The 11,817-nt window shown below is 66.7% G+C and carries 10 protein-coding genes and 4 pseudogenes; 8 read left to right on the forward strand and 6 right to left on the reverse strand.

The features are described from left to right. Nucleotides 1-11: 11 nt before the first annotated feature. From CG723_RS47690 to CG723_RS22255, 4 genes and pseudogenes are all read left to right on the forward strand, one after another. Nucleotides 12-182 (forward strand): annotated as a pseudogene (locus CG723_RS47690) (hydrophobic protein). Between the two features lie 408 nt (nucleotides 183-590). Further along, entirely contained in the window at nucleotides 591-977 is a 387-nt protein-coding gene (locus CG723_RS22245; protein ID WP_159032507.1) for an ATP-binding protein, read from the forward strand. A gap of 134 nt (nucleotides 978-1,111) precedes the next feature. Continuing rightward, nucleotides 1,112-1,975 (forward strand): RNA polymerase sigma factor SigF, encoded by an 864-nt coding sequence (locus CG723_RS22250; RefSeq protein WP_100595238.1) that lies wholly within the window; start codon nucleotides 1,112-1,114, stop codon nucleotides 1,973-1,975. A 98-nt stretch (nucleotides 1,976-2,073) separates the two neighbouring features. Beyond that, nucleotides 2,074-2,478, forward strand: a complete 405-nt coding sequence (locus CG723_RS22255; RefSeq protein ID WP_159032508.1) for an STAS domain-containing protein — start codon at nucleotides 2,074-2,076, stop codon at nucleotides 2,476-2,478. Nucleotides 2,479-2,540: 62 nt separating this feature from the next. Here CG723_RS22255 and CG723_RS22260 read toward each other — a convergent pair whose 3' ends face one another. The 5 genes and pseudogenes from CG723_RS22260 to CG723_RS22285 form a co-directional block, all read right to left on the reverse strand. Next, nucleotides 2,541-2,876 carry an STAS domain-containing protein gene (locus CG723_RS22260; protein ID WP_100595240.1) on the reverse strand — a complete coding sequence of 112 codons (336 nt, stop codon included), beginning with the start codon at nucleotides 2,874-2,876 and terminating at the stop codon, nucleotides 2,541-2,543. Then, nucleotides 2,873-4,177, reverse strand: a complete 1,305-nt coding sequence (locus CG723_RS22265; RefSeq protein WP_100595381.1) for a SpoIIE family protein phosphatase — start codon at nucleotides 4,175-4,177, stop codon at nucleotides 2,873-2,875. Before CG723_RS22265 ends, CG723_RS22260 begins: the two co-directional genes overlap by 4 nt. Continuing rightward, nucleotides 4,177-4,980, reverse strand: coding sequence for an alpha/beta fold hydrolase (locus CG723_RS22270; protein WP_100595241.1), 804 nt, complete (start codon nucleotides 4,978-4,980; stop codon nucleotides 4,177-4,179). Before CG723_RS22270 ends, CG723_RS22265 begins: the two co-directional genes overlap by 1 nt. 587 nt (nucleotides 4,981-5,567) lie before the next feature. Next, a pseudogene (locus CG723_RS22280) lies at nucleotides 5,568-6,206 on the reverse strand (IS701 family transposase); the annotation flags it as partial. A gap of 115 nt (nucleotides 6,207-6,321) precedes the next feature. Next, a pseudogene (locus tag CG723_RS22285) lies at nucleotides 6,322-7,124 on the reverse strand (transposase family protein). A 384-nt stretch (nucleotides 7,125-7,508) separates the two neighbouring features. On the opposite strand from CG723_RS22285, the gene CG723_RS22290 reads away from it, so the two are divergent. Next, on the forward strand, nucleotides 7,509-8,777 hold the full coding sequence (locus CG723_RS22290; protein WP_199841849.1) for an MFS transporter: 1,269 nt from the start codon (nucleotides 7,509-7,511) through the stop codon (nucleotides 8,775-8,777). Between the two features lie 267 nt (nucleotides 8,778-9,044). Here CG723_RS22290 and CG723_RS22295 read toward each other — a convergent pair whose 3' ends face one another. Beyond that, a complete protein-coding gene (locus CG723_RS22295; protein ID WP_100595242.1) occupies nucleotides 9,045-9,434 on the reverse strand; it encodes a hypothetical protein in 390 nt (129 codons plus the stop codon). A 70-nt stretch (nucleotides 9,435-9,504) separates the two neighbouring features. Here CG723_RS22295 and CG723_RS22300 point away from each other — a divergent pair. The 3 genes and pseudogenes from CG723_RS22300 to CG723_RS22310 all read left to right on the forward strand — a co-directional run. Then, a pseudogene (locus tag CG723_RS22300) lies at nucleotides 9,505-10,047 on the forward strand (IS982 family transposase); the annotation flags it as partial. Nucleotides 10,048-10,219: 172 nt separating this feature from the next. Further along, a complete protein-coding gene (locus CG723_RS22305) occupies nucleotides 10,220-10,774 on the forward strand; it encodes a PPOX class F420-dependent oxidoreductase (protein ID WP_234374452.1) in 555 nt (184 codons plus the stop codon). Between the two features lie 508 nt (nucleotides 10,775-11,282). Next, a complete protein-coding gene (locus CG723_RS22310; protein ID WP_100595244.1) occupies nucleotides 11,283-11,645 on the forward strand; it encodes a DUF4267 domain-containing protein in 363 nt (120 codons plus the stop codon). Nucleotides 11,646-11,817: the final 172 nt, after the last annotated feature.

Here is an 11,817-nt window from a genome sequence, read left to right on the forward strand (position 1 = left end):
GGTCGACAACGATGGCTTCCCTGATTCTTGTTCTTCTTCTGGCTCTGATCCTCCTCGGCGCGGGCTTCGCGTAGAAGGCCCTGTGGTGGATCGCGGTCATCGTCCTGGTGCTGTGGCTGCTCGGCTTCGTGATCCGCCCGGCGGCGAGCGGCGGCCGCAAGGGCCGCTGGTACCGATGGTGATCACCGCCGACTGAAGACGGCCCGCGGCGGATGCAGCACTACCGCCAGGGCGATGGACTGAGGGGTGGACCCGACCTGGGACGGTCGGTTCCACCCCTCTTCTGCGCACCTGCGAAGGACTACCCGTCTGCTAGGCCGACGTGCTCAAGCATCAAATCGACGTTCCACGGAAAGCTCGCTGGATCGATCGCATGCAGACGTGCCGTGCGCGGAAGGCGGAACACAGCCGATGGGGACCAGTATTGGCAGAGTGTCCGAGGTGCCATCCTTGTGCTGTATGACGTTGACGCTCTGCCTTTGGGTGGGTAGGAGGAGTGTCGTGCGACGGGTCGGGCAGGTGGGATAACGCGGCGGCACACCTGCCGATTGACGAGCTCGCAGAACGACGCAGAGAGGGGCGAGGTCTTCATGACCACTCACACGGCGCCCGAGATCCAGGAGATGCGCTGTCACGACGCGCGCGCCGAGGTCAGGGCAGTTGTGGAAACCGCCTGCCGGCTGCCCTCAGGCCAGGCCAGACGTTTTCGTGAGGATGCCCTGCTGGTGGCCAGCGAGTTGACGTCCAACGCGATCCTGCACGGCGGCGGGCTCACCCGGTTCCACGCCCGCATCGAAGACGGATCCCTGTTGATACAGGTGAGCGACCACAGCACGACGACGCCTCACCTCGTACTCCACAACCCCGGACTGCCCGGCGGCTTCGGCTGGATGATCACCCAGCGCCTCGCCTCACACGTCTCCGTTGACATCCAGCCCGACGGCAAGACCATCACAGCCGTCCTCGCCCTGCCGTAGAGCACAGGTCGCTCATCACCGGACACTCGGAAGGATCTTCCGGCTTCCGCTTGCATGTTCGCCTCCATGCCGGGTAGTCGCGCCAGAACGGGGAGCGGCAGGCAAGCTCGGAACAACCGAAAGGGGCGGGACGCATGATCACCGTGACGACGCAGGAGAAGATCCAGGCCGCTCAGGCTCAGGAGGACCTCGTCGAGCGGGCTTACGCCGACCCCTCTTCCATCGCGCCGAAGGATGCGCGAGAGATCGGCAAGCGATTCTTCGGCCGGCTCGGGCAGCTGGAGGAAGGCACGCACGAGTATCAGTACGTGCGCAACTGCCTGATCGAGATGAACCTCTCCCTAGTACGGTACGCGGCTTCCCGGTTCCGTCACCGTGGCCAGGAGGAGATGGAAGACATCGTTCAGGTCGGCACGATCGGCCTGATCAAGGCGATCGATCGGTTCGAACTGACCCGTGAGGTCGAGTTCGCGACGTTCGCCGTCCCCTACATCACCGGTGAGATCAAGCGGTTCTTCCGCGACACCAGCTGGGCCGTGCACGTGCCGCGCCGCCTCCAGGAAGCCCGCATCGAACTGTCCAAGGCCACCGAGGAGCTGCGCACCCGTCTGGGCCGCAACCCCTCCACGGCCGAGCTGGCGGAGCTGATGCAGCTGGAGCCGTCCGAGGTCACCCAGGCGCAGATGGCGTCCAACGGCTACAACGCCTCCTCCCTGGACGCCTCGGTGATGAGCGCAGGTGACGAGTCCGACACCGCGCTGGCCGATTTCATCGGCTTCGAAGAGGACTCCTACGAGCTCATCGACAACTTCCACTCCCTGGCCCCGCTCATCGCCGACCTCGACGAGCGTGAACGCACGCTGATCCATCTCCGCTTCGTCGAGGAGCAGACCCAGTCGCAGATCGGCGAAGCACTCGGTGTCTCGCAGATGCACGTCTCCCGCCTGATCACCCGCGTGGTGGCGAAGCTCCGCACCGGCCTGATGACCACCAACTAGTCCAGCCCGGCTCCTCGTCAACGCATCCCGCTCTCCGGCACCACAAGTGCCGGAGAGCGGGATGCGTGCGGGGCACGCTGTGTGTCAGGGTGCTGCGCATGACATCAGGCAGCGGGAAAGTACGTCTTGATCAGCAGGAACGTGTGGCGGTGATCACGCCGATCGGCGACGTGGACCTGCACAATCTCGCTGACGTCGAGGAAGTCTTCGCACAGGTCCTGTCCGACGCGTCGACGAACGCAACGCTCCTCGATCTGTCGGAAGTGACCTTCGCCGACAGCACCTTCCTCAACCAGCTCATCCAGACGCTCTCCGACCACACCTCGATTGCCAGGCCGCTCGTCCTCACCGGGCCCCTGCAGTCGGCAGTGCGACGACTGCTACAAATCACCGGCACCGACACCATCCTGCCCCTCGCCGACACCGCACACGAGGGACTGCAGCAACTCCGCGCAGTCGATACGTCCGCAACGAGGGGTCAAACACCCACCGCTGACATCTGACCATCATCCGGGCGAAAGCACGTGACTGCTGCTCAGGGCAGGATCAGTGAGTGACGGAACTGCTAGGCGGTAGCCGTCGCGGCGTCCGGGTGGATGGTGAAGACCTGGTCCAGACCGACGATGCCCAGGATGCGGGTGGTGTTGGCGGGGACCGCAGCCAGGGCTATGCCGCCGCCTTGTTCGATGGCCAGGCTCCTGGCCGACAGTAGAGCGCTGATCCCGCTGGAGTCGCAGAAGTCCAGACCGGCCAAATCCAGGACCAATAGTTGGCCCGCGGCAAGGGTGAGGGCGTCCATGGCCTTGCGTAGTTCGGGTGCCGTCTCATGGTCAAGGTCACCGGTGATCTCCAGTACGGGACCGGTGGCGGCCTCTCGGGTGGTCGTCGTCAGGGGGCTCATGTCAGGTTTTCACTCGCGGGAGTGGGAAGCGGAGCGGGCACGCCGAGGGCGAGCAGCGCGGTGTCGTCGTCGAGTCCTTCGCCGAACCCGGCGAGCAGGGCGGTCAGGGCGGTGATCAGGGCCTGCGGGCCTGCCGGTGGCTGGGCGGCGGTGAAGGTGCGCAGGGCGTCCTCGCCGTACAGCTCGCGGCCTGGCCCTATTCGGGCCTCGGTCAGGCCGTCGGTGTAGAGGAGCAGGGTGTCGCCGGGCAGCAGCCGGGCGCGGGCGGCGGTGAACGGGGCCTGGGGCAGGACTCCGATGAGAATTCCGCCTGGGGTGGGGAGGTAGTCGGCGGTGCCGTCCGCGCGCTGGATCAGCGCGGAGGGGTGTCCACCGGAGGCCAGGTGCACGCCGACGTAGCCGTCGTTGGGTTCGAGGATGCCGAATATGGCGGTGCAGAAGCGGGTGTCGCCGCTGGTGTACCGCTCGTGCAGCACCGTGTTCAAGGTGGTCAACACGGTGACGGGGTCGCCGTCGTGCAGGGCGGCGGCGTGCAGGGTGTAGCGGGTCAGGGAGGTGACGGCGGCGGCCTGGGGGCCTTTGCCGCACACGTCGCCGAGGAAGAATGCCCACCGGCCGGCGTCCAGGGGGAACAGGTCGTAGAAGTCTCCGCCCAGCAGGTCCGGGGAGGCCGTGTGGTAGTAGGAGCCGGCCTCCAGGCCCGGAACTGCGGGCAGCTGGGAGGGCAGCAGGCTCTGCTGGAGGACGGCGAGAGCCTCCTGGAGCCGCTCGCGGTCGGTCTCGGCGCGCTGACGGGCCGCTTCGGCCTGCCGGCGGGCTTCCTCGGCAGCCTGGCGGCCGCGCAGCAGCTCGGCCTCGTAGGCGCGGCGGTCTCGGGCGTCGAAGACGGTCGTCCGGATCAGCAGGGGCTCGCCGTCCTTGCTGGTCTTCACCTTCGAGGTGACCAGCATCGGCATCCGCTGGCCGGAGGCGGCCTTGATGTCCATGGCGATGCCGCTGACCTCGCCCTTCATCTGCAGCAGCGGCGCGAAGTGCGTCTCGTGGTACAGCTTGCCGCCCACGGTCAGCAGGTCGGTGAACCGCATCCGCCCCACCACCCGGGACCTCTCCAGGCCCAGCCAGTCCAGCAGGGTGGTGTTGATCTTCGCGATGGTGCCGTCCATCAGCGTCGACAGGTATCCGCACGGGGCTTGCTCGTACAGCTCCTCGGCACTGTCCTCCAGCAGCGAGGTGAACACCGCTTCCGTGGCGTCCACGTCGTGTTCCTCACCCGGCTCGGGTGCCTGGCAGGTGCGGCACATCATCGGCTTGCTCCGATGAATTCGCTGATAGCGCTTGTGGTGGCCTGCGGGGCGCTCAACTGCGGGCAGTGCCCCGTCGCCTCCAGCGTGACCAGCCGACTGCCGGGGATGACGTCGCGGACGTAGGCGCCGACCTCGCGGGGAGCGATCACGTCCTGGTTGCACTCCAGGATCAGCGTCGGCGCCATGACCGTCTTGAGGTCCTGGCGGCTGTCGGACAGGAATGTCGTGCGGGCGAAGACCCGGGCCATGTCCGGGTCGGTCGCGCAGAACGAGGTGGTCAGCTCCTGGCCGAGTTCCGGGCGGTCCGCGTTGCCCATGATGACCGGGGCCATCGCTGCCGACCAGCCCAGATAGTTCGACTCCAAGGACTCCAGCAGCTCGTCGATGTCCTCGGCGCTGAACCCGCCCCGGTAGCCATCGTCGTCGATGTAGCGGGGCGAGGGCGCGACCATCACCAGACGGGAGATGCGTTGCGGCGCCTTCGCCGCCGCGAGCACCCCCACCATCGCGCTCACCGAGTGCCCCACGAACGTCGCATCCCGCAGGTCCAGCTCATCGCAGACCTCCAGCACATCCAGGGCGTAGCCCTCCAGGGAGCTGTAACGCCGCTCGTCCCAAGCTGAAGGGTCCGCCCGGCCCGAGCCCACGTAGTCGAAGAGCACCACCCGGTAGCTCTTGGCCAGCGTGGGAGCCACCAGGCGCCACATGTTCTGGTCGCAGCCGAACCCGTGGGCCAGCAGGAGCACTGGCCCGTCCGCACGGCCGGTGACGCTGACGTTGTTCCTGCGACGGATATCCATACCCGCCAGCTTCCCATCCCCCGCCCCACCCAAGGCAGGGGCCTGGGGCCACGGTGTCCTACTCGCATAAGGCAGCACCGTTCAGGATGACGCTGCTCATCCCGCCCCACGGATTCGCCGCGTCATGTCCAAGATCACCGGCTTAGCTCTAACCGCTGTACCGCTGTGCACCCACCGACGCCAATTGCATCGGATGCGAATAGGCGACAGCGGCACCCCCACTCCGAGGTCGCTTGACCGTCTTCTGGGGGTGACCCGATCGAGGATCCTGGCCGCGCTCACCACTCCGCTGCAGACGACCATTGTGCCCAGACTGGTGAGCGTCCCCCCGACGGCCAGCGAACACCTGGCAATCCTGCGAGACGCCGGCTTGATCGACAGCTGCCGGGCCGTCGCACGGCCACGCACGATCTCGCCAAGGCTGGACGTGCTCTCCTGGACGCGGCCTCGCCGCGGTCATGAGAGGTCGGGGAGCTGCTGGTGGAAGTCGCCGAACGGCCCACACCGACTTCGCCGCCCTCCAGGTCGGCAAAGTCCCTGGGCCCCGCCTCACTCTCCCTGACCGAGCGTCACTCTGATTACAGGCCGGCGGCCGCGGCCATCGCGGCGAGGAAGGCGTGGGCGAGCATCGCCAAGGTGACGGGTCGATACCAGCCCGGACAGCGGCGGACCTCGTACTCGTCCAGGCCGCACTCGTTCTTCGCGGCCTGGAAGCACTCCTCGATGGCACAGCGGGAGCCGGCGATGCGCACCAGGTCAGCGGGCGTGCTGCCGGTCGGCGCATAGGCAAGGTAGTAGGCGATTTCGTCCGGCCTCTTGATGCTGCGGCGTGCCAGAACCCACCGGCGGTGCGTGGGCTCGTCACCGTCGAAGAAGTCGATGACCGGCAGCTTCGCGGAAGCCCAGTTGAACAGGCTCGGGCCCTTGGCGCCATCACCGCAGGAGAGTTGCTGCCAGGCATCGTCTGGTGCCTCACTGATGAGCTGGTCGATGCGCCAGATCCCGACAAGCGACTTGACCTGCTGTGACTTCGGGACGGCGAGCACGTAGCTGAGACCGGCCTCCTCCAGGAAGCGGCAGAATCCCCACTCCTGGCCATAGGCGGAATCGGCGGCGCGCCAGGCGATCGGCAGGTCGGAGGCCAGCGCTCGCAGTACTCTCCGGCGCCTGGGCCCTTTGCGGAGTGACTGGTTCGTCCCGAAGCAACTCGGGACGTTCGCTGTCCTTGGGCCGCTGCGCCTGTCACCTGCACTGACGGTCCGCTGACGTCCACGGGTGTTCGCGGTTGTGCGTCGTGGTTGTCACGCAGTTGGACACTCAGTGAGGTCTTCTCAGTGAAGATCACTTCCAGTGGCGGTTGAGGGCATGGGCGGCGCGGGCTATGTCGCCGATACGGCTGGGGCCGAGGGTGACGCGCTTGAGCGTGCGCCAGCGTTCTTTGAGTTCGGCAGCGGTGCGCTCACCGAGGGTGCGGAGGTCTCTGACCAGGCAGTTCGTGGCGCGGGAGTCGGCGTCGAGGGCTTGTTCCGCTTCCCCTTCGGGCGGCGGACCGGGACGCGGATGCCGGCGCCGATGTATCCCTTGTCGGCCAGGGTGGGCAGGCCGTCTGCGGCTGCCTTGTACAACGCGGGCAGGACGTGTAGCCGGGCGGCGGTGATGTCCGGGGTGGAGCCCGGCTCGGCATCGGAGACCCGCAGCGGGGTGCCGTCCGGGGCGGACCGGAACTGAACGGTGCCGCCAAGGCTCTTGAGTTTCTGGCTGAACCACAGGTCGTTGCCGTTGTCCCGAGTGCCGGCCAGGCGGTCGCTCTCTATGAGCATGCCGCGAGGATGACGTGACTCATCTCCTCCTCGCGGCAGCGGTCCAACACCTCGTGCAGACCGGATACTTGGGCCGCGAGGATGTCGATGCCCTCGTGCAGGGTAGCGATAGCTGGTGGCCTGGGAGATGCCAGCGTCCCTGGCCAGGCAGTGCACGCAGCCCCGTTCACGGAACCAGCGCAGCACGAGGACCGCCTGCCGGAACGTGCCCAGTGTCCGCGAGCCCCGCGGGGTGCCCAGATGACGGCGATACGCGGCAAGCAGCCGGGAGAGGTGCACCACGATGTGGCGCGGGACATCGAGCGTGGCCGCACAGGTGGCCAACGTGAAGCCTCTGGTTCAGCGGACGATCTTGTGGTGAGAACCGTCCTACCAGGGGCTTCACGTCTCTCGACGATCGGGCCCCGCCTGCCCCACCCGTCCCGAATCGAGCGGTTCACGTAGCTTCGCAAAGATCATTTTTCAGTGACGAGGTCTGGGATTTCCCTGACTTCACGCCCACGTTGGCTCCAAGATGTACGCAACCGTTCCCTGAAGATGCACGCTACTGTTTCCAGCATTTGACCCACCACTGAAGATGGCCGCGGCGCTGGCAACGGTTCCCGGATGGCCGGCCCAATATCCTGCGCGAAGTATGGACTGGAGGTTCCGGTCGGCGGCGGCGACCCAGCACTAATGATCACCGGAGTCACCAGGGGAGCCCGCAGCATGACCGGCACCACGGAGGCCCTTGGCGGGTCGGCTGCAGTCGACGATGCAGCACGAAGTGTCACGCGCCCGTTCTACGTGTACGCCGTGCTCGCCAACACGCTGTTCCAGCGCGGCGTATTCGTCCTCTTCCTTCAGCAGCGAGGCTTCTCCGCCGGGCAAGTGGCCCTACTGCAGACACTGCTCTACCTGGTCAGCGGACTTGCGGAGTTGCCGACGGGAGTCATCGCCGACCGAATCGGCAGGCGTGCCAGCATCGTGATCGGCCAGATGCTGATAGCTGGATGTCTGCTCGGCCAGGGGACGTTCTCCAACTACTGGGTGTTCCTGGCGCTGTTCGTCGGGCAGGGTGTGGGCATGGCATGTGTGTCCGGTTCGGACACCGCCCTGCTGTACGACCTGCTCGTGCGTCGTGGTGCAACGGCCAACTACGTCAAGATCAAGTCCCGGTTCACCATGCTCGGGACGGTCACCTCGGGAGCCGCCATCGTCCTCGGCGGCCAACTGCAGCAGATCTCCTGGGGAGTCGTCTACGTCGGTTCGGCGGCGTGCCTCGTCCTGGCCGTGGTGGTGCTGATGTCAAGGGTGCCCGAAATCCGCGGCGCGGACGCGGTGGACGAGCAGGACGGAGCCGAGGAGCACGGCGACGCCACAGCTTGGCGGGCGATGCTTCGGGTCGCCACGCCGGCGCTCGTGACGCTTGTCGTGGTGTCCGGCTTGATGCATGCGACTTTGACGCCGTACATCATTTTTACGCAGAAGACCCTCTCCGATCAGGGAGCGGGCACCGCATTGGTCAGCGTGGTCATATCGGCGGGATTCTTCACCGGCGGGCTCACTCCGCTGGTGTCGGACCGCGCGGACCGGCGCATCGGGTATCGGGTCATCGTCCCGGTGTCTCTCCTGGCGCTCGCCGTGGCACTCGGCCTGAGCGGCCTCGGCCTTGTCTGGGTCACCATCGCCGCGTTCCTGATCCTGGTCGGGATTCCCGAGATCACCGCCGTGATCGTGGACAACGTGTTCAACGAGGCAGTGCCGTCGCGCCACCGGGCGAGCCTGCTGTCGATGATCGCATTCGTGGAGTCGGCGCTCATCGGCATCGGCTATCTCGTCCTCGGCGCGCTCATGGACGGGTTGGGCTCCGGTGTGGGCATGGCCACCTACGCCGCGGTCCCCCTGCTGGCATGTCTCCTGTGGCTCCCGGTGCTCTTCCGAGGGGCACGGGTGACCACCGAGATCGAGAAGCCCGCCGACCAAAAGGCATCCTGAAACAGACCATCTCGAGCAACGCCCCTGCCCGATGGCCCAATCGGCGACAGAGCTGTCATCGCGACGATCAGCGCCAAACGGGTTGGGAAGAATCGCGCCACTGAGAAAACCTCAGTGCGTCTCGCACACGGAGCCGTGGCGCATGCTCCTAGATGATCAACTCCAAGGGATGCCTGCGGAGGGCGTGGGGTGGGCGGCGGCCGAAGCCACCGCGAGACGGTCAGGCGGCGGGCTGCCAGCCCTGGTTGGCGAGGTGGCAGCGGGCGGTCAGGCGTCAGGGTCGACTTCGGGGTGCGTGAACCGCACGGGCTTGCCCAGCGACCGGGCGTAGGCGATTTCGGCTCGGCTGCTGTCTCCGATGTAGTCGCCGACTACGAGCACCTCATCAGCGAGCCGGATCTTCGCCCGGTGCAGATCGTCGAGTCGAACCTTCAGCGCCTCGGCCTCGACAGGATCGGACCAAAGTTCGTGCGGCGACTTCATGTCACAGCCCGGTTTGACGACAATCTTTCCGGCTTTGGTCTCCCGCAGATCGGCCTCGTTCATCTCGGTCATGAAGCGGGTGGAGCCGCAGATCACGACGATGCGCGGGAGGCTCAACAGCTTCTTCGCGTCGGCGAGCTTCTCCTCGGGGGTGAGCAGTTTCGGGTACGACACTGGTTCCTCCTGGTGGTGTGGTCCAAGGGGTGCCTGCGGAGACGAGAACGAGGGTGTCCAAGATCGTTTTGTGACAAACGACGTGGACACCCTCGCGACAGCACTCTATGCGACGACCGACGACATGCTGAAGGAGCATCCCGACCTGGCGCCGCGGCGCCCGCCGGTCGGCATTACGCCCCGCCAGAGCGATGCCGAACTGGTCACCCTCGCCACGATGCAGGCCATACTCGGCTACACCTCCGAGGCCAAATAGCTCCGCCATGCCCGTGCCCACCTGCGCCACCTCTTCCCCTACCTGCCCCAGCAGCCCGGCTACAACAAGCGGCTGCGCAAGGCCGCCGGTCTGATGCGAAGCGTCAACCGGATCCTGGCCACCACCACCTCGGTGTGGAGCGACGACGTATGGGGCGTGGACTCCACCCCGGTGGAATGCGGACGCTCCCGCGAGACCGTCAAACGCTCCGGCCTGGCCGGATGGGCCGAATACGGCTACTGCGCCAGCCACAGCCGCTTCTTCTGGGGCCTGCGCCTGCACCTCTACCTGGTCTGCACCCTTCAGGGCCTGCCTATCGCCTTCGCCCTGACCGGGGCCAAGGCCGACGAACGCGAGCCATGCAGTCAACGCCAAAGAGCGGCGGAGTGGAGCTCGACGGCGAGGACGTTGGCCCGGGGGACGACCAAGCCAACCACCGCGACATCCGCTGGGGTTGGTCGCCGGACAGCCTCCACGGGACGTGCGGCCAGGCCCCGCTCGTGCGGCACTCGGACATGGTGCCCACTCCATGGCGTACGAGGAGGGCGCAGTCCTCGCCGATGCCATCGCGCTCGCACAAGAGTGGGGCACGCTCGACGTCCAGGGAGAGACTAGAACGGTGGTGGCAGAGGGGCGGGAGGTTCTGATTGGGTGGGTGCTCCGGCGCCACACGAGAAAGTTGCCCGACATGACATTGCCTAGTGAGCTGACCGAGGCCATGGGCGGCCCGGCCATCTGTTTCCTGACGACGCTCATGCCGGACGGTTCGCCGCAGATCACCCAGACCTGGGTCGACACCGACGGGGAACATGTAGTCATCAACACGGTGACCAGCCACCAGAAGATGAAGAACATCCACCGTGATCCGCGCGTCGCCGTCGCCATCGCAGATCCGGCGGAGCCCTCCCGCTACTGGGCAATCCGCGGCCGCGTCATTTCGTCCACGACCGAGGGCGCCGAGACGCACATCGACAAAGTGGCGCACAAGTACCTAGGCGGGCCCTATCCGTGGTTCGGCGGGCGCGACCAGGAGCGCGTCATCCTGACCATCACCGCCGACAAGGTGCACTCGCCCCGCGGTTGAGCGACTCACGGACCGCATCCGTACTCGCAGTCGCGCCCGACCCGCCCGGGTCGCTCCGGGCTTCCCCGCGCCCGACCGGTCGAGGGGTGGGAAACCCGGGCGGACGGTACAGCCAGGTGCCCGCCTCGCCGTTACGCCCGAAGCAGCCGCAGCGTCACAACGCCCTACGTGCTGTGCGCGACGGTTGCCGTTTCGTCGGCATGCAGCCGGCCTCGCGGCTTCCCCAGGAGCGCGGCATCGCCGTCGAGGTCGTTTTCGCCCATCCCGACGGTGCGCTTCTCTCCCCATTGCTCGCACGGGTGACGACGGGGGAACTGCCGGCTCGCGTCCACACCGTCGCGCAGCCGACGAAGCAGCCGGTGCCTACCAGGCGATGGACAAGGGCGGCGACCGCGGTCGGATCGTTCTCGTCCCATGACAGCGCGGCGTCGTCTCGCGACTCGGGCCGTGACCGCAAGGACCCCCGGAACCCGATCGACGTCCTTTGGGTCCGGCGGATCGACGATCGATGTGCTCGCCGGCCCTGCTCGGCGCGGCCCTCATCTTCATGGGCGGGCGCGCCTTCACGACGCCACAGGCCACCGTCGGTTTCGGCATTCCCGATACACCGGCGGACGACCCCGCTAGCCGGCCCTGGCTACGCGTGAAGGGTTTGCGCGAGATCGCGTGCGGGGTCTTCGTCTTTGTCTTCGTTCTGATGCTCGTCGCGACGACGATACCGCTGGGTTGGTACGTGATGGCACTCGCTGCGATACCCGCCGGAGATGCTGTGGTTGTGCTGCGCAGCGGTGGGCCGAAGGCCGCCGCCTACGGCATTCACGGCGCATCGGCGGTAGTGATGCTGATGACCAGCATCGGTCTCCTGGTCTGACCTGGTCTGACTCGCCGTCGAGATCCGTTCCAGACTGCGAGGCTCAGTAGAGCGTGTTCCGCCGAGCTTTCCGGCGGCAGGCTCGCCTGCCCATGTTCTTTCCACGTTGAGTATTTCCGATCTGCGCTCTGGCGAGAGAAGATCTCTCCTGGTGGATGGCGATCAAGGCCAG

The organism is Streptomyces sp. CB01635 (genome assembly GCF_002803065.1).
Taxonomy (GTDB): Bacteria; Actinomycetota; Actinomycetes; order Streptomycetales; family Streptomycetaceae; genus Streptomyces.